This is a genomic window from Novosphingobium mississippiense, assembly GCF_044029535.1.
In the GTDB taxonomy this organism is placed as follows: Bacteria; Pseudomonadota; Alphaproteobacteria; order Sphingomonadales; family Sphingomonadaceae; genus Novosphingobium.
Map to the genome: position 1 here is coordinate 3269261 of NZ_CP147001.1, position 19797 is coordinate 3289057.

The 19797-nt window shown below is 65.0% G+C and carries 18 protein-coding genes; 9 read left to right on the top strand and 9 right to left on the bottom strand.

Going from position 1 to position 19797, the window contains the following annotated elements; genetic code table 11:
* The first annotated feature begins 16 nt into the window (after positions 1-16).
* Positions 17-814 carry a LytR/AlgR family response regulator transcription factor gene (locus tag WBP06_RS15415; protein ID WP_395329540.1) on the top strand — a complete coding sequence of 266 codons (798 nt, stop codon included), beginning with the start codon at positions 17-19 and terminating at the stop codon, positions 812-814.
* Positions 815-984: 170 nt separating this feature from the next.
* Here the strand turns inward: WBP06_RS15415 and WBP06_RS15420 are convergent, their stop codons facing one another.
* Positions 985-1791 (bottom strand): 3'(2'),5'-bisphosphate nucleotidase CysQ, encoded by an 807-nt coding sequence (locus WBP06_RS15420; RefSeq protein WP_395329542.1) that lies wholly within the window; start codon positions 1789-1791, stop codon positions 985-987.
* A 201-nt stretch (positions 1792-1992) separates the two neighbouring features.
* Between WBP06_RS15420 and sucC the strand changes: the two genes are divergently transcribed.
* From sucC to WBP06_RS15440, 4 genes are all read left to right on the top strand, one after another.
* Positions 1993-3195, top strand: a complete 1203-nt coding sequence (sucC, locus tag WBP06_RS15425; RefSeq protein WP_395329544.1) for an ADP-forming succinate--CoA ligase subunit beta — start codon at positions 1993-1995, stop codon at positions 3193-3195.
* Between the two features lie 321 nt (positions 3196-3516).
* Positions 3517-4263, top strand: a complete 747-nt coding sequence (locus tag WBP06_RS15430; RefSeq protein WP_395329546.1) for an electron transfer flavoprotein subunit beta/FixA family protein — start codon at positions 3517-3519, stop codon at positions 4261-4263.
* Positions 4263-5192 carry an electron transfer flavoprotein subunit alpha/FixB family protein gene (locus tag WBP06_RS15435; RefSeq protein WP_395329548.1) on the top strand — a complete coding sequence of 310 codons (930 nt, stop codon included), beginning with the start codon at positions 4263-4265 and terminating at the stop codon, positions 5190-5192. The genes WBP06_RS15430 and WBP06_RS15435 overlap by 1 nt, the downstream gene beginning before the upstream one ends.
* Positions 5193-5365: 173 nt before the next feature.
* The gene (locus tag WBP06_RS15440) at positions 5366-6217 is read left to right on the top strand and encodes an energy transducer TonB (RefSeq protein WP_395329550.1); all 852 of its coding nucleotides are present in this window, start codon (positions 5366-5368) and stop codon (positions 6215-6217) included.
* A 95-nt stretch (positions 6218-6312) separates the two neighbouring features.
* Here WBP06_RS15440 and WBP06_RS15445 read toward each other — a convergent pair whose 3' ends face one another.
* The 6 genes from WBP06_RS15445 to WBP06_RS15470 form a co-directional block, all read right to left on the bottom strand.
* Positions 6313-6858 (bottom strand): GNAT family N-acetyltransferase, encoded by a 546-nt coding sequence (locus WBP06_RS15445; RefSeq protein WP_395329552.1) that lies wholly within the window; start codon positions 6856-6858, stop codon positions 6313-6315.
* Complete coding sequence (locus WBP06_RS15450) at positions 6855-8075, bottom strand: DUF445 domain-containing protein (protein ID WP_395334194.1); 1221 nt, start codon at positions 8073-8075, stop codon at positions 6855-6857. The genes WBP06_RS15445 and WBP06_RS15450 overlap by 4 nt, the downstream gene beginning before the upstream one ends.
* 99 nt (positions 8076-8174) lie before the next feature.
* Positions 8175-11624: an efflux RND transporter permease subunit gene (locus WBP06_RS15455; RefSeq protein ID WP_395329554.1), complete on the bottom strand. Its 3450-nt coding sequence runs from the start codon at positions 11622-11624 to the stop codon at positions 8175-8177.
* An 11-nt stretch (positions 11625-11635) separates the two neighbouring features.
* Positions 11636-12838 (bottom strand): efflux RND transporter periplasmic adaptor subunit, encoded by a 1203-nt coding sequence (locus WBP06_RS15460; RefSeq protein WP_395329556.1) that lies wholly within the window; start codon positions 12836-12838, stop codon positions 11636-11638.
* Positions 12839-13168: 330 nt separating this feature from the next.
* Positions 13169-13468: a DUF1153 domain-containing protein gene (locus WBP06_RS15465; RefSeq protein WP_395334196.1), complete on the bottom strand. Its 300-nt coding sequence runs from the start codon at positions 13466-13468 to the stop codon at positions 13169-13171.
* Between the two features lie 2 nt (positions 13469-13470).
* The gene (locus WBP06_RS15470) at positions 13471-13803 is read right to left on the bottom strand and encodes a hypothetical protein (RefSeq protein WP_395329558.1); all 333 of its coding nucleotides are present in this window, start codon (positions 13801-13803) and stop codon (positions 13471-13473) included.
* Between the two features lie 296 nt (positions 13804-14099).
* Between WBP06_RS15470 and mnmA the strand changes: the two genes are divergently transcribed.
* Positions 14100-15275, top strand: a complete 1176-nt coding sequence (gene mnmA, locus WBP06_RS15475) for a tRNA 2-thiouridine(34) synthase MnmA (protein ID WP_395329560.1) — start codon at positions 14100-14102, stop codon at positions 15273-15275.
* 108 nt (positions 15276-15383) lie between these two features.
* On the opposite strand, the gene WBP06_RS15480 is transcribed toward mnmA, so the two are convergent.
* Entirely contained in the window at positions 15384-16370 is a 987-nt protein-coding gene (locus WBP06_RS15480; protein WP_395329562.1) for a DnaJ C-terminal domain-containing protein, read from the bottom strand.
* A gap of 247 nt (positions 16371-16617) precedes the next feature.
* Here WBP06_RS15480 and pdxH point away from each other — a divergent pair, with 247 nt between their 5' ends.
* Positions 16618-17235 (top strand): pyridoxamine 5'-phosphate oxidase, encoded by a 618-nt coding sequence (gene pdxH, locus WBP06_RS15485; protein ID WP_395329564.1) that lies wholly within the window; start codon positions 16618-16620, stop codon positions 17233-17235.
* Positions 17236-17245: 10 nt separating this feature from the next.
* A complete protein-coding gene (locus tag WBP06_RS15490; RefSeq protein ID WP_395329566.1) occupies positions 17246-18175 on the top strand; it encodes a cation diffusion facilitator family transporter in 930 nt (309 codons plus the stop codon).
* Position 18176: 1 nt separating this feature from the next.
* Here the strand turns inward: WBP06_RS15490 and WBP06_RS15495 are convergent, their stop codons facing one another.
* Complete coding sequence (locus WBP06_RS15495; protein WP_395334199.1) at positions 18177-19334, bottom strand: serine hydrolase domain-containing protein; 1158 nt, start codon at positions 19332-19334, stop codon at positions 18177-18179.
* Between the two features lie 112 nt (positions 19335-19446).
* On the opposite strand from WBP06_RS15495, the gene WBP06_RS15500 reads away from it, so the two are divergent.
* On the top strand, positions 19447-19752 hold the full coding sequence (locus WBP06_RS15500; protein WP_395329568.1) for a hypothetical protein: 306 nt from the start codon (positions 19447-19449) through the stop codon (positions 19750-19752).
* The last annotated feature ends 45 nt before the right edge of the window (positions 19753-19797 follow it).

A 19797-nucleotide genomic window follows, 5' to 3' on the forward strand; every position in this document is an offset into this window, starting at 1 on the left:
CGGAGACAATTGACACATGACCATTCGCACCATCCTCGTCGATGACGAGAAACTCGCGATCCAGGGCCTTCAGATTCGCCTGGAGAAGTACCCGGACGTCGAAATCATCGACACCTGCTCGAACGGGCGCGAAGCGATCCGCAAGATCAAGACCGAGAAGCCGGATCTCGTCTTCCTCGACATCCAGATGCCCGGGTTCGACGGCTTCTCGGTGGTGAAGGGCGTGATGGAGATCGAACCGCCGCTGTTCGTCTTCGTCACCGCCTATCAGGAACACGCCGTGCGCGCGTTCGAGGCCAATGCCGTGAACTACCTGATGAAGCCGGTGGACGAGGCGAAGCTGGACGATACCCTGGCCCGCGTGCGCCAGCGCATCGCCGAAAAGCGCTCTGCGGACGAGGCGGAAAAGCTCAAGACCGTGCTGGCCGAAGTCGCGCCCGACGCGGTGGACGCGATGCCGGAAGAGACCGATCCCAACGCGGACCGCTACGAAAAGCTCATCAACATCAAGGATCGCGGCCAGATCTTCCGGATCGACGTCGATTCGATCGAGCATATCGAGGCTGCCGGCGATTACATGTGCATCCGCACCGCCGACAATTCGCTGATCCTGCGCGAAACGATGAAGGATCTGGAGCGCCGGCTTGACCCGCGCGTGTTCCAGCGCGTGCACCGCTCCACCATCGTCAACCTCAACCAGGTGCGCCAGGTGAAGCCGCATACCAACGGCGAATGCTTCCTGGTGCTCGATTCGGGCGCGCAAGTGAAGGTCAGCCGTTCGTACCGCGACGTGATCGCGCGCTTCGTGCACTGACGCTTCGCACAGACACGATTTCTTACAAACGACTTCGAGGCCCTCGCTCTGGCGGGGGCCTCGCTGCTTTCTACGACTTTGGCCAGGAAAAGCAGGATCCCCTGCCTACGCGGGAATGACGAAGTAGAATAGGCGCGGCCCGGGATATCCATCGGCGTGCGATGCGCCGCTCAATCCTTCGAACCGACCGAGAACCGCGCGGCCCTGTCCGCCAACCGCTCCACCGCCGCGCCGTGAATCGCGCGCGATGTGCACAACACCCCGAACGCACGGGGATCGTGCTTGTTGTAATTGAGCGGCTTGCCGAAGGCGTCGGTCACTTCCGCCCCTGCCTCGCGCGCGATCAAGCCGGCAGCGGCAATGTCCCACTCGTAACCCCAGCGCAGGGTGGCGACGATGTCCGCCTCATCGGCGCCGACCATCGCCATGCGCAGCGCGATCGAATTGGGCTGGTCGACCAGAACAAGATCCGCGTCTTCCTCCGCCAGCTTTTTCGCCGGAACGCGCGCACCGGACAGCGCCTCGCGGTGGCTGGCGTTGAGCGGCGTGCCGTTGCGCCAGGCGCCCTTGCCTGCCTCCGCATGCCAGAACTCGCCGCCCGCCGCGCGCGCCCGTGCCGGGGCATAGAGATAGCCCAACAGCGGCCGCCGGGTGTTCACCAGCGCGACCGAGATCGCCCAGCCCGGCCGTCCGGCGATGAAATCGCGCGTCCCGTCGATCGGATCGACCAGCCAGACCAGCTCATGCGCGGTGCGATGGTGCGAATCGGCGGTTTCCTCGGAAAGCCAGCCGGCGGAAGGCAGCAGCGCGGAAAGTTCGCGGCGCAGGAATTCGTCCACCGCCAGGTCCAGCGTGCAGACCGGGCTGCCCGGCACTTTTTCCCAATGATCAAGGACATGGCCATCCCCCGGCCACCCGGCCAGGGCGATACGTCCTGCCTCGCGGACGATAGCTTCAAGTCTGTCGCGGTCGATCATGAGCAAGCCCGGGGCTTCGATGCGGATGGTTGGTAGGGGCATCGTGCGGGAATGCACGTGCCGCGTGCGCGTCCTTGCGCGAGGGAACGGGACTTTTCAAGCGCGCAGGGATGTGCTTATGCGGCCCGGATCAAGTTCGGGGCCCCCCGTGCTTTTGGACGAGCCTTTCCACGGACACTCCAGCAGAAAGCGATTTCAGCGATGAACATTCACGAATACCAGGCGAAGGAACTGCTTGCGAAGTTCGGCGTCGGCATCCCCGCCGGCATTCCCGCCCTCACCGTCGAGGAAGCGGTTGCCGCCGCGAAGCAGCTCCCCGGGCCGCTCTACGTCGTGAAGGCCCAGATCCACGCCGGTGGCCGTGGCAAGGGCAAGTTCAAGGAACTCCCGGCCGACGCCAAGGGCGGCGTGCGCCTTGCCAAGTCGGTTGAGGAAGTCGAAGCTTTCGCCAAGGAAATGCTCGGCAACACCCTCGTCACCGTGCAGACCGGTGAAGCCGGCAAGCAGGTGAACCGCCTCTACGTGACCGACGGCGTCGACATCGCCGAGGAATACTACCTGTCGATGGTCGTCGACCGCGCCACCAGCCGCGTCGCCATGATCGTGTCGACCGAAGGCGGCATGGACATCGAGGATGTTGCCCACAACACCCCCGAGAAGATCACCACCGTCACCATCGACACTGCCGCGGGCTTCCAGCCGCACCACGGCCGCGCCGTTGCCTACGCCCTGAAGCTCTCGGGCGAACTCAACAAGCAGGCGCAGAAGATCGCCAAGCAGCTGTACGAAGCCTTCGTCGCGCTTGATTGCGACATGCTCGAAATCAACCCGCTCGTCGAAACCAAAGACGGCAACCTGCTCGTCCTCGACACCAAGATGAGCTTCGATTCGAACGCGCTCTACCGTCACCCCGACGTGCAGGCCCTGCGCGACGAGACCGAAGAAGATCCGGCAGAAGTCGAAGCCTCGAAGTACGACCTGGCCTACATCAAGCTCGATGGCGACATCGGCTGCATGGTCAACGGCGCCGGCCTGGCCATGGCGACGATGGACATCATCAAGCTGAACGGTTCGTTCCCGGCCAACTTCCTTGACGTTGGCGGCGGCGCCACCAAGGAAAAGGTGACCGCGGCGTTCAAGATCATTCTGCGCGATCCGAACGTGAAGGGCATCCTGGTCAACATCTTCGGCGGCATCATGAAGTGCGACGTCATCGCCGACGGCATCGTCGCCGCCGCGAAGGAAGTGAACCTCTCGGTTCCCCTCGTCGTTCGTCTCGAAGGCACCAACGTCCAGCAGGGCAAGGACATCCTGGCCAACTCCGGCCTGCCGATCGTCCCCGCCAACGACCTGGGCGATGCCGCCAAGAAGATCGTGGCCGAGGTCAAGAACGTCGCCGCCTGATAGGGGGCCGTCTCTTGGATCCTACACGATCCCGTAACGGATAATGCAGCGGCGGGGGCTTTCGGGCTCCCGCCGTTTGCGTATCAAGTTCGCATGAAGCCGGCCTTTCCGGCGTCATAGTAATTCTGGCCCGCCGGTTTCTGCCGGGGCGATGCGCATTTCGGCGGATTTGGGATATGGCACTCGCTGTGATCCCACCGCGGGCTCATCTCGCCGCCAGCGGGGCTTGACGTATACGTCAATTGCCTATTAGGCGGGCCTTGAGTGGATTTAATCGAGCGGCTAAACACGCCGCGCCTGAAACTGAGAGGACCCGATCAGATGAAGATCCTCGTGCCCGTAAAGCGGGTGATCGACTATAACGTAAAGCCGCGCGTGAAGGCGGATGGCACGGGTGTTGACCTGGCCAACGTCAAGATGAGCATGAACCCGTTCGACGAGATCGCGGTGGAAGAAGCCATCCGCATCAAGGAAGCGGGCAAGGCTGAAGAGATCGTCGCCGTCTCGGTCGGCCCGGCCAAGGCGCAGGATACGCTGCGCACCGCACTCGCGATGGGCGCCGACCGTGCGATCCTGATCGAAACCGATGCCGAGGTTGAGCCGCTGGCCGTCGCCAAGATCCTCAAGGCGATCGTCGCCGAAGAGAATCCGGGCCTCGTGATCCTGGGCAAGCAGGCGATCGACGACGATTCGAACCAGACCGGCCAGATGCTCGCTGCCCTCACCGGCCGCCCCCAGGGCACCTTCGCCAGCAAGGTCGAGATCGACGGTGACCACGTTGCCGTGACCCGCGAAGTCGATGGCGGTCTGGAGACCGTGAAGCTGGCGCTGCCCGCAATCGTCACCACCGACCTGCGCCTCAACGAGCCGCGCTACGCTTCGCTGCCGAACATCATGAAGGCGAAGAAGAAGCCGCTCGATGTGAAGACCGCCGCCGATTACGGCGTCGACATCGCCCCGCGTCTCAAGACCCTGAAGGTCTCGGAGCCGCCGGTTCGTGTCGCAGGCGTCAAGGTTGCCGACGTCGATGCGCTTGTCGCCAAGCTCAAGGAACTGGGAGTAGCCTGATGAAGACGCTCGTTTGGGTCGAACACGACAACGCGTCGGTCAAGGACGCAACGCTCCACACCGTCACCGCCGCCGCCAAGCTGGGTGAAGTTCACCTGCTGGTCGCCGGATCGGGTTGCCGCGCCGCTGCCGAAGCCGCCGCGAAGATCGCCGGCGTCGCCAAGGTCCACGTGGCCGACAACGCCGCCTACGCACATGCGCTGGCCGAAAACGTCGCGCCGCTGATCGTGGACCTCATGGGCCACCACGACGCGTTCCTGGCGCCCGCCACCACCACGGGCAAGAACGTCGCCCCGCGCGTCGCCGCGCTGCTCGACGTGATGCAGCTGTCGGACATCCTCTCGGTCGAAGGCGAGAAGACCTTCACCCGTCCGATCTACGCCGGCAACGCCATCGCCACCGTCGAATCGAGCGATGCCAAGCTGGTGATCACCGTGCGCGGCACCGCCTTCGAGAAGGCTGCTGCCGAGGGCGGTTCGGCTGCCATCGAAGACGTTACCGGTGCCGGTGACGCGGGCCTCTCCAGCTTCGTGGGTGCCGAACTCGCGAAGTCGGAACGTCCGGAACTGACCAGCGCCAAGGTGATCGTCTCGGGCGGTCGCGCGCTGAAGGACTCGGAAACCTTCGAACAGGTGATCATGCCGCTCGCCGACAAGCTCGGCGCTGCCGTCGGCGCCTCGCGCGCCGCGGTCGATGCGGGCTATGTGCCGAACGACTACCAGGTCGGCCAGACCGGCAAGATCGTGGCTCCCGAAGTCTACATCGCGGTCGGCATCTCGGGCGCGATCCAGCACCTTGCGGGCATGAAGGATTCCAAGACCATCATCGCCATCAACAAGGACGAAGACGCCCCGATCTTCCAGGTCGCCGACGTCGGCCTGGTGGCAGACCTGTTCACCGCCGTGCCGGAACTCACCGGCAAGCTCTGAACGGCGTTAAACAGTTGAAATAAGGGAACCCCGGTCGGAAACGGCCGGGGTTTTCGTTTGTCATGGCGGCGTTATAGGCCATCCGCGGACATCAGGCGCTTCGACGATGATCTGTGTCGAGCGTGGAGTAGCACGCCTGGGGGTGCGCCTGGGGCGCCAAAAGGGGGAACTTCGTGAGGAATATCGCGTTCACTGCGATCACATTGTCATGCTTGGGCGCCCAGGTAGCGACAGCTGCCGAACTCAAGCTGGAACTGCGCCCGGTCACGCCGTGGACCGTCGATTGGGCGGACAACAGCTGTTCGCTGGCCCGCGGCTTCGGGAACAGCGAATCGCCTTTCATCATGCGGTTCGAGAAGTTTGCACCGGGCGATTCCTATCAGCTCGTGCTGATCGGCAAGGAACTGCGCGGCAGCGTCCACGGTACCGGCCTGGAGCTTGCCTATGGCGACCGGCAACCGGAATCGATCGACGATTACGCCCGACACGGCGAATATGGCAAAGGCATCCCCGCGCTGTTCGTCACGTCCAGCCTCGCCGGTCGAGAGGCGGGAGGCGATGAGGCGCCGAAAGTCACTGCGGAAACCGAGAGAAAGATCGGCAAGATCACGGTATTCTGGGGCGTGCGCAAGCTTACCCTGAACACCGGCCCTCTAGACCAGCCCTTCGCCGCGCTGCGCAAGTGTACCGATGATATGGTGCAAAAGTGGGGATTGGATCCGGCAGAGCAGGCCGCGCTTTCTCGCAAGGCCAAGCCGTCGACGGCGACCGTCAGCTATCTGCAGAACCGATATCCGCAGGATCTGGCGTTCATGGGCAAACAGGGCCTGATCAATATGCGCGTGCTGGTGGATGCCGAAGGCCGGCCGAATGACTGCGCCATCCAGCGCTCCTACAGCAGCCCCAAGTTCGAGCAGATCGCCTGCAAGGTCTTCATCGAACATGCCGCCTTCACACCCGCGCTGGATGCGCAGGGTCGCCCAGTGGCATCATACTTCGTCACGACAATTCACTGGGTGCTCTAGCTGGCGCGGCATCTCCCCTGCCCACCACATGCACGTGGGTTGGTGACCCAGCCTGCCACGGCGCGCTGTTGCCTCGGGTGCAATCAGACGGGCATTCAGCGCCCGCTGGCGGGCAGCCGCTCGAAAAGGTTGATCGCGCTGCCGCGGCCGTCCTCTGGCTCATGGCGGCCATAGCGCACGAAGCCCAATGCATTGGCCACACGTTCCGACGCCGCGTTGCCTTCATCGATCATGCAGGCCACGCGGCGCGGGCCGTGGGTCTCGTCGAACCAGGCGAGCACGGTGCGCATCACCTCTTGCGCCAGCCCCTGCCCCCAGCAATCCTGGCGGACGATCCAGCCGCCCTCGGGCGTATCGTCCATGCCCTTGCCGAAGCCGCGCCAGCTATGGAACACGCCGCAGTTGGCCAGCAGATCGGTTTCGCCCGGCCGGCGGACGTAGAGCGTGCCGTAACCGTACAGCGACCAGCTGCCGGCGTTGCGCCCAAGCCGGTTGAACTGTTCCATCGGGTCTGCCGAGGCGGCGCCCAGGAAGCGGCGCGTATCCTCGTCCGCGATCAGGCGGCACAGGCCTTCCAGATCGTCCGCGGCGGGCTTCCAGAGTTCGAAGCGTTCGGTCTTGAGGAAAGGGCCTTCGATCACAGCAACTGGTCCACGCCGTGGATGCAAAGGCCGAACAACCCGCCGACCAGGGTGCCGTTGATGCGGATGAACTGCAGGTCACGCCCCACCGCGCCTTCGATGCGATCGGTCACGGTGCGGGCATCCCAGCGTTTCACGGTTTCCGACACCAGCCGCACGATCTCTCCCCCATAACGCGATGCCACGCCGACAAGCGTGCGGCGGGCGAAGCGATTGACCATGTACTGCAACCGGCGATCTTCGCCAAGTGACTGGCCCAGCTGGGAAAGGCTTTCCCCCAAGGCCCCGGAAAGCGCCTTGTCGGGATTGCGCACGGCCTTCAGCAGCCCGGCACGGGTGCGTTCCCACATGCCGTCTATCCAGGCGCCCATGGCCGGATTGGCAAGGAGGTCGGCCTTGATCCGCTCCACCCGCGCCTGAGTTTCAGGGCTGTGCCGCAGATCCTGCGCCAGCTTGGCCAGCGCCTCGTCCACCTTGGTGCGCAAAGGGTGATCGGGCTGGACGATCACTTCGGCCAACAGGCGATAGGCCCCATCGAGCACGCCGTTTGCCAGACGCTCGTCCAGCCCCGTCCAGCGCATGATCGTGTTGGCCCGCTGGTGGATCATCTCGCGGATCATCGGCTCGTTCGCTTCGATCGCCTCTCCCACCTTGCGCAGCACGCTTTCCAGCAATGGCCGGTGCCGCCCTTCGGCAATCGCGTTTTCCAGCATCTGACCCAGCAGCGGGGCAGCGTCGATCTTCTCGATCTGGCGGCGCAGGCCGGCCTTGACCATGCCGCCCATCTCTTCGGGATCGAGCGATTCAAGGATGTCGCCCACCAGTTGCGCGGCGCCGGCGCGAATGCGCGATTGTTCCTCGCGCCGGGGATCGGCAAGGAACCCACCAAGACTGGCGGCGATGTTGAAGCCGTTGAGCCGCCGAGCGACGACTTGCGGCGTCAGGAAATTGTCCCTCAGGAACAGCGCCATCGAATCGGCGATGCGATCCTTGTTTTCCGGGATGATCGCAGTGTGCGGGATCGGCAGGCCCAGCGGGTGGCGGAATAGCGCGGTTACCGCGAACCAGTCCGCCAGTCCGCCGACCATCGCCGCCTCGGTAAAGGAAATGGCATAGCCCAGCGGCAGGCTCCATTCGGGATGAAGCACCAGCAGACGCTTCAGCACGACGAAGGCTGCCGCCATGAACAGCAGCAGCCCCGTCGCGAACAGGCGCATCTGCCGCGCCTTGTCCGCCTTGAGCCCAACGGGCCTTAGCACACCTTGCCTTACCACCTGGATGTTACGCATGGGTGGCGGCAAGGTTCCTTACGCACCTTATTCCGCCGCGATCGGCTGCGGCAGCGCTTCCGGCCCGTGCTCATGCACAAGTCCCGCGTCATGGGCATGGTGCGGCTCATAAGTAAGCAGCTTGCGGCGCAGCCAGGGGCCAAGGCGCTTTTCGAAGCCATCGGCAAGGCTGAAGGCCGCCGGCACGATCACCAGCGTCAGCATCGTCGACAGCAGCAGGCCACCAATCACGGTGATGCCCATCGGCGCGCGCCACGCGGCGTCACCCGAGAGTGACAGCGCCGTCGGCACCATGCCTGCGGTCATCGCAACCGTGGTCATGACGATCGGCTGCGCGCGCTTGTGCCCGGCGTCCATGATCGCGGTCAGCTTGTCGACGCCCTTCTCCATCTCCTCGATCGCGAAGTCGATCAGCAGGATGGAGTTCTTGGCGACGATGCCCAGCAACATCAGGATGCCGATATAGACCGGCATCGAGACCGGCTGGCCGACGACCACCAGCGCCAGCAGGCCGCCCAAGGGCGCCAGCAGCAGCGAGGCCATGTTGACCAGCGGCGAGACGAAGCGGCGATAGAGCAGCACCAGCACCGCGAAGACCAGGAAGATGCCGCTGATAACGGCGACGATGAAGCTGCTCACCATCTCCGCCTGCCACTTGTCCTCACCCACGGCCTCGTTCGAGACGCCGGTGGGCAGGTTCTTCATGATCGGCAGCTGCTGGATCTGCTCCATGATCGGGCCCTTGATCTGGTTGGCGCCAAGGTCGGCGCCTACGAAGATGCGGCGCGACTGGTTGTAGCGCTGGATCTGCGTGGGGCCGGCGCCGAAACGGATTTCGGCGACGCGCTTCAGGGGCACCGAACCACCGCTGGCGGTGGTGACGGGCAGGTTCTCGATCGTGGAAAAATCGCGACGCGAGGTGCGGGCAAGGATCACGCGGATCGGCACCTGACGGTCCGACAGCGAGAACTTGGCCGCGTTCTGGTCGATCTCTCCCAGCGTGGCGATGCGGATCGTCTGGCTGAGCGCCTGCGTGGTGACGCCAAGCTGGGCAGCCAGGTCGACGCGCGGAACGATGACCAGTTCGGGCCGCTGGAGATCGGCCGCGATGCGCGGGGCGACGACGCCGGGAATCGTGCGCATCTGGTCCGCCAGCGTCTGCGCGGTCCTCTTCAGCAATTCGGAATCGCTGCCGGAGAGCATGACCGAAATGTCGCGTCCGCTGCCGGTGCCGCCCGACTGGGTGGCGAAAGTCACGCGCGCATCGGGAATATCCTGAAGCTGCGGGGCCAGCCGGCGTTCGAACTCGATACTGGTGGTCGTCCGCTCCTTCGCGGGCTTGAGCGCGAGGTAGAGCGAACCCTTGCCCTCTCGCGAGGCGACGAGAACGCGTTCCACTTCGGGCTGGCTTTCGATCAGCCTCGCCACCTTGCCCGCCACCTGCTCGGTCTGCTCGATCGTGGTGCCCGGCACCATTTCGATATTGACCTGGCTGGTGTCGTTATTGGTGTTGGGCTGGAACTGCGCCGGCAGGCCTGCCAGCAGCGCGAACGTGACGACCAGCGCATAGATACCCGCGCAGAACGCGAAGAAGCGGTGATCATGCATGCGCGCGATGATTCGGTCGGTGAAATAGCGATACCAGACGCCGAAGCTGCCAACGGCATAGGCGACGGTGCGCAGGAGCCAGCCGAGCAGGAACACGGCAACGGGAACTCCAAGCGGAGCCACGACCGCGGCCAGCACCAGCGCGGCCTTGTCCAGCCCGACCTTCTCGAAGCCCATCTTGGCACCCATGAAGATCGCGATCGCCAAGCCGATTCCCGCAGCGAACAGAAGCGCGAGAGCAATGGCAGCGAACGGATAGTACCACCAATGTCCCCGCGCCTTGACCAGCGCCGCCTTGCGGCGATGCGCCTCGGTGCTGTCGAGCGTCCAGGCGAGGACCTTCATGTAGAGGTCCATGGCCTTGCCGCCGCCGTGTTCCGCATGGCCGTGGGCCTTGAGGAAATAGGCCGCGACCATCGGCGTGATGAGACGTGCAACCGCAAGGCTCATCAGCACTGCCGCCACGACGGTAAGGCCGAACGCCTTGAAGAACTGCCCCGGAATGCCCGGCATCATGCCCACCGGCAGGAACACCGCAACGATCGAGAACGTGGTGGCGACGACCGCCAGGCCGATCTCGTCCGCAGCGTCGATCGACGCCTGATAGGCCGATTTGCCCATGCGCATGTGGCGCACGATATTCTCGATCTCGACGATGGCGTCATCGACCAGCACACCCGCCACAAGGCTGAGCGCCAGCAGCGAGAGGAAGTTGAGCGTGAAGCCCAGCAGGTCCATGAACCAGAAGGTCGGGATCGCCGAAAGCGGGATCGCGATCGCGGAGATCAGCGTCGCGCGCCAGTCGCGCAGGAACAGGTAGACGATGACGATGGCCAGCACCGCACCTTCGACCAGCGCCTCCATCGAGCTGGTGTACTGGCCCTTGGTGTAGTCCACGTCCGAGAACAGGCGCGTGATGTGGACATGCGGGTTGTCCTTGCGGATCTTGTCCAGCGCCTTCATCGCCGCGTCGTAGACGGCCACGTCCGACGCGCCGAGCGCGCGCTGGAAACCGAAGGTCACCACTTCGCGGCCATGCAGCTTGGCGATGCGCGTCCGTTCGGAAAAGCCGTCATAGACATGCGCGATGTCGGACAGCTTGACCTGCCGGCCGCCGCCCAGATTGATGCGCGTCTGCGAAAGATCGTAGGCGGTCTCGGCATTGCCCAGCACGCGGACCGACTGGCGCGAACCTGCGATTTCCGCTTGGCCGCCCGCCGCATCGGTATTGACCTGGCGCAGCACGTTGTTGACGGCGCTGGCGCTGACGCCCAGCGCGATCATGCGTTCCGGATCGACGACCACGCGGATTTCGCGATCGACGCCGCCGTTGCGTTCGACCGAGGCCATGCCCTCGATCGCCAGAAGCTGCTTGGAAATCGTATCGTCGACGAACCAGCTGAGCTGTTCGATCGTCATGTCATCGGCGCTAACCGCGAAGTAGCCGAGCGAATCGCCGCCCGCCTCCACCTTGATCACCTGCGGTTCCAGAATGCCGTCGGGCAGATCGCTGCGGATCTGGTCGACCGCGTTCTTCACCTGGTTGGTCGCAACGTCCGGATTGGTGCCGATGGTGAACAGCACGAAGGTCGACGAATTGCCTTCGGATGCGGTGGACTGGATTTCCTCCACACCGGGCACCGAACGCGCGGCGGCCTCGACCTTCTGGGTAATCTGCGTCTCGATCTCGGTCGGCGCCGCACCTGGCTGCGAGACCGAGATATGGACGCCCGGAAATTCGATATCCGGCATGTTGTTCACGTCCATGCGCATGAACGAGACCACGCCGGCGACCATCACGCCGATGAAGAAGACAATTGGAATGATCGGATTGCGGATCGACCAGGCCGAGATGTTGCGAAGGCTCATCGGGCGTCCCGTCAGTCGGCCTTGGCGGCGTTGACAAGCCGGGGCTTGACCGCGTCACCATCGTTGAGGAAGCCGCCGGCGCGCAGCACGATCTTCTCGTTACCCTGCAGGCCCGACTTCACGACGATGCCCTGCGCGGTGACAAGGCCGGTCTGCACCGCGCGGCGATGGACCTTGTTCTTGCCGTCGACGACATAGACGAATGCGCCCTTGTCATCGTTCTGGATCGCCGATTCCGGCAGGACCGGGGCATCGACCACGCCGCTGCCGATCGTCGTGCTGGCAAAGCCACCCGGACGCAATGCCGGGTTGTAGGCCAGCAGGATGCGCGCCACGCCCTGGCGGTTGGTGGCATCGATCATCGGCGAAACCTGCCAGACGTGGCCGATGAAGGTCTGGTTCGAACCGACCGGCACCACCTTGGCTTCCGCGCCGACGCCGACGCGGGCGAGATCGTCCTCGCTCAACTGGGCGAGCAGTTCCATCTCGCCGTCCTTGGCCAGGCGGAACAGCACGGAGCTGCCGCCGCCGACGACCTGACCCATCTCGACATTGCGCTGGAGCACCAGGCCAGAGGCCGGGGCAAGGATGTTCAGCCGCGCGGCCTGTGCCTGAAGTTGGCCAAGCTGCGCGCGCGCCACTTTGACTTGCGCCACGGCGGCATCGCGCGTGGCGGTCAGGCGATCGATATCCGCCGCGGAGATGAATCCGCGATCGACCAGCTTGAGCGCGCGGTCCAGATTGGCCTGCGCCAACCGGGCATCCGCCTGCGCGACGGAGATCTGCGCGGACTGGCTGGCCTGCTGCTGGTTCTGCACCGAACGATCGACCACAGCCAGGACCTGGCCCTGCGACACCCAGTCGCCCGGTTCGACCATGACGGCGCGCACCTGCCCGCCCTCACCCACCGAACCCACCGGCATGTCGCGGCGCGCGGCCAGCGAACCGGTGGCGGAGATTTCACCCTGCACCGATGTGCGGCCAGGCACCACCACGGTCACCGCCGGGGTCTGGACATCGGCATCCTTGGCCTTGTCGTCCGCACCGCCACGATGAACGAGGAACCAGATAACCACCACCACGATGGCGGCAGCGGCAATCATCCATAGCCACCTGAGCGACTTGCGTTCCTGATCGACGTCACCCTCCAGCGGGCTGCCGGACATGGTCACGTGATCGTTCTCCCTGGCGTCAATTCTGCTGTCGTAATTCATCTTCACCGCAAATCCTGCGATCGCCCCCTGGTCATGACCCTGCCAGCCCCCATGGCCGCACCGGTTCATGCCGCCAGTTGCAGCGCGCGCACAAAGCAACACGCCGCCCTACGGCGGTAAAAAACACGCGGATCGACATATACCTGCGGTAGATCGGTGGCAATCTACTGTCGGCCTGCAGCAATCTTTGATCGACCAGCGTCGAGCGCGGTGTTGCCGCGCCGCCGGACAGATGAATTTATTGAAACCCGGGAATAAAACGCAAAACGGCGGCGAACCCGGGGGTCGCCGCCGTCTGACGGGCTCTTGCAAGCCCGGTTAAATTCCCGATCAGTACTTCTGCTGACGCTCGTAAAGATCGCGGTAGTGCTGGATGCGGGTCACCCGCAGGCCCTGCATACCCGAACGATCCACGGCGCGCTGCCATGATGCGAATTCCTCAAGCGTCAGCTTGTAGCGTTCGCACACTTCGTCGATCGACAGCAGTCCACCATTCACGGCAGCCACGACTTCGGCCTTGCGGCGCACCACCCAACGCGTGGTCGACGGTGGCGGCAGGCTGTCCAGCGTCAAGGGCTCGCCAAGTGGCCCGATTACCTGCGCGGGACGAATCTTCTGGTTTTCGATCATCATCACCCTCGTGCGCCGGTGTTGCGTCCGCCGGCGACGGAAGCGAAATTGACTGTCGTAGACTTGCGAATGATTAAATCGTTTGGGTTAACACTTCGTGCCTCCCCGTCATACGCGTGAAGCACATCGGCCGCAGGGCCAGCGAAACTGCCACGTCGATGCAGGCGCACAGGTGGTGAATTCTCCGCAAGAGTTACACCTAGGTCATGCGCGGCAAAGAATCGCGAGCGCAAGGCAAACCAGTCGATCGGTGCGAACTCCGGGATGAACTCCTCGCCGTCGCGACCTGACGCATGCCCCGCTTTGCAGGTTTCATGTTCAAAAGCGATGTTCATGCCCCGTCTTTACGACAGGGTTGGTCAAAGGACGGTAAAGGCCGCGTTTACCTGTCCTTCACCTTGATTAACCGTCGTGAGGATTCTCGATGGGAGAAACCGGGGGGCATTTTGAATGCGGCACCGGCCCACTCCCCCATCCGCCCCCATCAGGATGCACTCGCGGGAGAGTGGGCCGGTGCCGCCAAAATTCGCCGTCAGCGAATTTTCAGACGGAGTCCAAGGATTCCAATGCCCGCGAACCCGATCTACGAGGAAGCTAGGATTTTTGCGCCTTTCCCTGTATGGGCGCGCGCATGACCGCCCTTTCCGACCTTTCCGGACTGGTGGCCGGCCTCGACCCCGCCGCCCTGTTCCAGCTCCCCGCGCCCGTTAATGCCCGGCGCATCGTCGTCGCCATGTCCGGCGGCGTCGACAGTTCCGTCGTCGCCGCGCTGGCCGCCGCGACGGGTGCCGAGACCATCGGCGTCACGCTCCAGCTCTATGATTATGGTGCCGCCACCGGCCGCAAGGGCGCGTGCTGCGCCGGCGACGATATTCGCGACGCGCGCGCCGTGGCCGACAGCCTGGGCATCGCCCATTACGTCTTCGATCACGAGAGCCAGTTCCGCGAGGAAGTGGTGGACCGCTTTGCCGACGACTACATGGCCGGGCGCACGCCGATCCCATGCATCCGCTGCAACATGGGGCCGAAGTTCACCGACCTGCTGACGATGGCCCGTGATCTGGGCGCGGACTGCCTGGCCACCGGCCACTACGTGCGCCGCGTCATGGGTCCGGCCGGCGTGGAACTGCACCGCGCCACCGATCCGGCGCGCGACCAGAGCTATTTTCTTTACGGGACCACCGAAGCCCAGCTCGATTTCCTGCGCTTCCCGCTGGGGGGCCTGCCCAAGACCGAGACGCGCCGCCTGGCCGAAGCCGCCGGCCTGCGCAATGCCGCCAAGCCGGATAGCCAGGACATCTGCTTCGTGCCCGATGGCGACTATGCCAAGGTCGTCACCAAGGTTCGCCCCGAAGGCAATGCGCCGGGCCCGATCGTCCACGCGCTGACGGGCGAGGAACTGGGCACCCATCGCGGCATCATCCACTACACCGTCGGCCAGCGCCGCGGGATCGAGATCGGCGGCCAGCCCGAACCGCTCTATGTCACGCGGATCGAGGCGGAAGGCCGCCGCGTCATGGTCGGCCCGCGCCGCCTGCTGGGCGTTTCCGCCGCGCGCGTGATCGAGACCAACCGCATCGGCCCGCTGCCCGCCGGTCCGCTGACGGCCAAGGTCCGCTCGCTGGCGAAGCCGGTGCCGATCGTGCTGGACGGGCCGTTCGGCGAAGGCGCCGCAACCACGATCCGCTTTGCCGAGCCCGAATACGGCGTCGCGCCGGGTCAGGCGGCGGTGATCTACGCGGGCGACCGCGTGGTCGGTGGCGGCTGGATCGACGGGACTACGCCGGCGATCGAGGGCGACGCGTAGAGGCGTTCTGCCGAGGTAGATCTATCAAAATCCGTCATCCCGCGCAGGCGGGGATGACGGATTTTGTGAATAGAGAGGTTGAAGGAGGGTTGATCTCTCCGACCGGCTTCAGACGCCCAGCTTGCCCCGCACGTCGCGGCCGTCTTTCCAGCCTTCCAGGCGCTTCAGCAGATCGGCGTCGTTTTCCGGAAGCGTGATTTCCAGGCTGATCAGCAGATCGCCGCGCGTGGCGTCCTTGCGGGTCATGCCACGGCCCTTCAGCCGCATGACCTTGCCCGAACTGGCACCGGCGGGAATCGACAGCATCACCGCGCCCGAGGGCGTCGGCGTTTTCACCTTGGTGCCGTGCAGCGCCTCGTCCAGCGTCACTGGCAGATCGAGGCGAAGATCGTCCCCGTCGCGACGGAAGAAGGCATGGGGCTGGATCTGGATGGTGATGATGGCATCGCCGGAACCGCCCGGCCCCTGTTCGCCCTTGCCGGAAAGGCGCATCTGGGTGCCGTCTTCCAGCCCGGTGGGCAGCTTGAGGTCGATCGTCTTGCCGTCCGACAGGGTGATACGCTGCGGGTTGAGTTCCGCCGCATCCAGCAACGGCACCGAAAGCCGATAGGAAACGTTGGCGCCGCGCGCCGCTGCCCGCGAATGACCGCCGCCGCCGCCCATTCCGCCCATGCCACCCATCCCGCCGAAGCCGCCGGTACGCTGGCCGGCACCGCCGAAGATGCCGCCGAACAGATCTTCCAGGTCGATTCCGTCATTGCCGCCGAAACCGCCAGAGAAGCCGCGCTGGCCGGCGCCGCCAAAGCCACCGCCGAAACCGCCCGCTCCGCCGCCGCCGCCGCCGTGGCCGAAACCGCCGAAACCCATCGGGTTGCCTTCGGCGTCGATTTCACCGCGGTCGAACTTGGCCCGCTTGTCCTTGTCGGAAAGCAGGTCGTAAGCGGCGGTCACTTCGGAAAACCGGTCCGCCGCCTTCGGATTGTCCTTGTTCGTATCGGGGTGAAGTTCCTTCGCCAGCTTGCGATAGGCGGATTTGATATCCTTCTCGCTTGCCGTGCGCGATACGCCAAGGGTGGAATAGGGGTCTGCTGCCATGTGCTCCTAGCTAGGATCGTGCGCGCCGCTCGGCAAGCGGTGCTTTCCACCTTCCCCCGACATGGGTATGGGCCATCCATGCTCTTCCCCGCAAAGGGGATTTGCCGAATATCAAGGCATGTCCCGCCGCAAGCCGGTATCGAGGGGGCATGAAGCATGGCTGCCGGGGCGATTTTCGCGGCGGGAGCGTGTAAACGGTGCTGCCGCCGATCCCTCAGGCGAAGGCACGATTTTTCAGGATATGAGCATGGAAGCTGAACAGGCCCGCGAAGTCATTCCCCACGGCGATCCCTTCGCGCTGTTCCAGACCTGGTACGACGAGGCGCGTGAGAGCGAGCCCAACGATTCGAACGCCATGGCGCTGGCCACGGCGACGGCGGACGGCGTGCCTTCGGTGCGCATGGTGCTGCTGAAGGACTATGGGCCGGACGGCTTCGTGTTCTACACCAATGGCCACAGTCGCAAGGGGCGCGAGATCGCGGAAAACCGCCATGTCGCGCTGCTGTTCCACTGGAAGAGCCTGCGCCGCCAGATCCGCATCGAGGGCGTGCTTTCGCCCGTCACCGATGCCGAGGCCGACGCCTATTTCCATTCACGCGCCCGCGATTCGCAGTTGGGCGCGGTCGCATCCGACCAGTCCGCCCCGCTCGACAGCCGCGAGACCTTCCTGGCGCGCTACGAAGAGGTGAAGGACCGTTTCGAGGGCGGAGAGGTCGAACGGCCGAAGCACTGGACCGGATATCGCGTCGTCCCGTCCGCCATCGAATTCTGGCAGGACCGGCCCTATCGCCTGCATGAACGCCGCCGCTTCGTGCGCGACGAAACCATGACGGGCGGTTGGACCAGCTCGCTGCTTTACCCGTGACGGTTCCGGCATGAGCGACCACGCCTTCCTCACCCGCAGCGCCGCCGTGGCCAGCATCGGCACTGCCGTATTCCTGCTGGTGCTGAAGGGCTGGGCGGCCTGGACCACCGGCTCCACCGCCATGCTGGGCAGCCTGGCCGATACCGCGCTGGACCTTGTGGCCAGCCTGGCCACGCTGCTGGGCGTGTGGATCGCGGCGCAGCCGGCGGACGACAAGCACCGGTTCGGCCACGGCAAGGCAGAGGCGATCGCCGCGCTGTTCCAGATCGTGCTGATCTCGATCTCCGCGATCGGCATCGCCAGCCGCGCGATCGAACAGTTCTTCACTGCCAGCCGCGTGCAGGGGGCAGAAGGCGGCATCGTCGTCTCGGCCATCGCCATCGTGGTCACTCTCGCGCTGGTCGGATGGCAGCGCCACGTGATCCGCCGCACCGGCAGCCTGGCGATTCACACCGACAGCGTTCACTACCAGTCGGACCTGCTGCTGAACGTCGCGGTGATCGTTGCGCTGGCGCTGGAACTCTATGCCGGCTTCAAGGGGGCGGATGCGCTGTTCGGCTTGCTGATCGCGGGCTGGTTGGCGTGGGGCGCCTGGGGTGCTTCGCAAGCCGTGCTGGACCAGTTGATGGACCACGAATGGCCCGCCGAAAAGAAGCAGCGATTCCTGGAAGTGCTGGCCCAGAACCCGGACATCACCGGTGTCCACGATCTGCGCACGCGCACCTCGGGCAACAAGGATTTCGTGCAGTTCCACGTCTGGGTCGATGCCAGGATGACGGTGCGCGAAGCGCACAAGGTGATGGATGCGATCGAGGATCGGCTTCACGCCGTGTTCCCGGATCTGGAAATCCTGATCCATCCCGATCCGGAAGGGCTGGTCGACGAGGTGGGCCCGGCCGGCAAGGATATCCTACCGCCGATTCGCGTCACGCTGGACTGATTCAGACCCCGCCGGGGAACAGCGCCAGCAGCTTGCCGATCCGGTCGTGCAAAGCGCCTTCCTGCGCGTGGCTGCTTTCGCCCAGGCGCACCACGGTCAGCAACTGATCGGGCGACCCGATCACGTACTGCCCCTGTTCGCCTAGGCAGGCGAAGGCATTGGTCGGCGCCTGCCCGGGGAACAGGATCGCCTGGTCGCTCGCCTTCGCGCGGTTGAGCCAGACGCCGGCGCCATAGGCGGCATTGCGGGGGGAGGGGGCCAGCATGAACTGCACCCAGCGGCGCGGCAGCACTTGCGCGCCGCCAACCGTGCCGGTGTGCCGCAGGAATTCGCCCAGCAGCGCCCAGTCGCGCGCCGAAGCGTGGACCATGGCCGATCCGATCATCGTCCCCTTGCCATCATAGCCGACAAGCGTGGACGTCATCCCCAGCGGCAGCAGCACGCGGTTCTTCAGGTATTCGCCCACCGCCATGCGGCGGCGATCCGGGCTCATGTCGGGCGAAAGCACGCGGGCGGCAAGGTCGGCCAGAATCACCGGCGTCGCCGCGCTGTTCTCGAACACCGCGCCGGCCGGGGCCTCCAGCGGCTGCGCTTCGGCATAGGCGGCCATGTCGTCGCGGCCATCCAGGAACAGCATCCGCATCCGGTCGGACTGGCCCGAAACCCCGTCCGCCGGCACGCCGCCGGCTTCGGAATGGCGCAGGCCCGATCGCATCTGGAGCAGCTGGCGCAGCGTGATCTCGCCGCGCGGGTCGCCCGGGCGCTGCCATTCGGGAACCGGCGCCGATTCGTCCAGCCGCAGCCGTCCGTCGCTGACCAGCTGGCCGATCATCAATGCGGTGACGCACTGACCCATGCCCCAGCCCTGCAAGCGGGTTTCGGGCTTGATGCCCTCTCCATAGCGCTCGGCAATGATCGAGCCGCGCTTCATGACCACCAATGCCTCGGTACGGCCCACTTCGGCGTCTTCGAACAGCCCGTCGATCGCCCGGCCGAAAGCATCGTGCGCGGCGCCGCCATTGTCCTTGATCGCCGCCTGCGCCTCCGCGCTGGGCGGCGGCGGACCGTCCGGTGCGGACTTTCCACAGGCCCACAAGGGTAGCACCAGGGCTGGCACCGCAAGGAGGGCAAGGATATGGGGAGGGCGGCGCACCGGCATGACGCGGGTGTGATGTGCGAGGCGCGAACGGATGGCAACAGCGGGTACCGAAAGGATGGGGGACAGCAGGCCGAGAGACCGGCAGCCGACTCCCTGGGTGCGAAACATCGCCTTGCTGGCCGCCCTTGGCATGGCGATCGCGCTGGCTTTCGCCTGGCCGGGCTTGCGCCAGCAGGCGCTGATCGGCACCTCCTATGCCGCGCAGTCGGGCTGCACCTGCCGGTTCGTCTCCGGCCGGGACATGGGATCGTGCAAGGCCGACCTCAAGGTGGCGGACCTTGGCCGCACCACCGGCCTGCTCATGCTTTCGGAGGATGCGCAAACCCGCACCGTGAATGCCAGCGTGCCATTGCTCGCCAGCCAGACCGCAACCTTCTCGCCAGACCGTGGCTGCCAGCTGGAACCTTGGCCGCGTTAACGCTGCGCACACTTCCAACAGCCGCGCATTTGCTCTAGTGCGCAG

Coding starts and splice junctions, on each gene's coding strand:
- WBP06_RS15415 (WP_395329540.1), top strand. CDS start 17: ATGACCATTCGCACCATCCTCGTCGATGACGAGAAACTCGCGATCCAG.
- WBP06_RS15420 (WP_395329542.1), bottom strand. CDS start 1,791: ATGATCGACCGCGACAGACTTGAAGCTATCGTCCGCGAGGCAGGACGT.
- sucC (WP_395329544.1), top strand. CDS start 1,993: ATGAACATTCACGAATACCAGGCGAAGGAACTGCTTGCGAAGTTCGGC.
- WBP06_RS15430 (WP_395329546.1), top strand. CDS start 3,517: ATGAAGATCCTCGTGCCCGTAAAGCGGGTGATCGACTATAACGTAAAG.
- WBP06_RS15435 (WP_395329548.1), top strand. CDS start 4,263: ATGAAGACGCTCGTTTGGGTCGAACACGACAACGCGTCGGTCAAGGAC.
- WBP06_RS15450 (WP_395334194.1), bottom strand. CDS start 8,075: ATGCGCCTGTTCGCGACGGGGCTGCTGCTGTTCATGGCGGCAGCCTTC.
- WBP06_RS15455 (WP_395329554.1), bottom strand. CDS start 11,624: ATGAGCCTTCGCAACATCTCGGCCTGGTCGATCCGCAATCCGATCATT.
- WBP06_RS15460 (WP_395329556.1), bottom strand. CDS start 12,838: ATGAATTACGACAGCAGAATTGACGCCAGGGAGAACGATCACGTGACC.
- WBP06_RS15465 (WP_395334196.1), bottom strand. CDS start 13,468: ATGATCGAAAACCAGAAGATTCGTCCCGCGCAGGTAATCGGGCCACTT.
- WBP06_RS15470 (WP_395329558.1), bottom strand. CDS start 13,803: ATGAACATCGCTTTTGAACATGAAACCTGCAAAGCGGGGCATGCGTCA.
- mnmA (WP_395329560.1), top strand. CDS start 14,100: ATGACCGCCCTTTCCGACCTTTCCGGACTGGTGGCCGGCCTCGACCCC.
- WBP06_RS15480 (WP_395329562.1), bottom strand. CDS start 16,370: ATGGCAGCAGACCCCTATTCCACCCTTGGCGTATCGCGCACGGCAAGC.
- pdxH (WP_395329564.1), top strand. CDS start 16,618: ATGGAAGCTGAACAGGCCCGCGAAGTCATTCCCCACGGCGATCCCTTC.
- WBP06_RS15490 (WP_395329566.1), top strand. CDS start 17,246: ATGAGCGACCACGCCTTCCTCACCCGCAGCGCCGCCGTGGCCAGCATC.
- WBP06_RS15495 (WP_395334199.1), bottom strand. CDS start 19,334: ATGCCGGTGCGCCGCCCTCCCCATATCCTTGCCCTCCTTGCGGTGCCA.